This window comes from Mesorhizobium sp. M8A.F.Ca.ET.208.01.1.1, assembly GCF_004791315.1.
Classification (GTDB): Bacteria; Pseudomonadota; Alphaproteobacteria; order Rhizobiales; family Rhizobiaceae; genus Mesorhizobium.
Window position 1 is genome coordinate 1 of record NZ_SRUT01000133.1, and the last position, 360, is coordinate 360.

General features: G+C 56.9%; 1 pseudogene. It reads right to left on the reverse strand.

The features are described from left to right. A pseudogene (locus EN851_RS34605) lies at nt 1-360 on the reverse strand (SAM-dependent methyltransferase); the annotation flags it as partial.

Consider the following 360-nt stretch of genomic DNA (forward strand, 5'->3'; position numbering starts at 1 on the left):
GGAACGAACCCGCCTTCCTCGAGGAAGCCCTGCCCTGGATAGAATTCGCTGTCATACTCCTCGACCGTGATGTTCGGTTCGATTCCGCTCAAGCGACCGAATTTTCTTGAGGTCCATCCGACGACGCTTGATGTGATGACGACAAATCTGAGATCGGGTCGAGCGCGACAGGCGTCAATAATGATCCTCGAAAAGGCGTGGAATGCAGCGTTATTCATCTGCGTCAGGCGCCTGACATTGACATAGAGAACGCCGCGTACACGGCCGATCGCATCGCGTAGCAATGCCAGGCTGGGCCCAAGCTCATCGATCGCCTGCGGCCGGACCACCCCAGATATCGAGAACTCCTGGTTGTTCGCG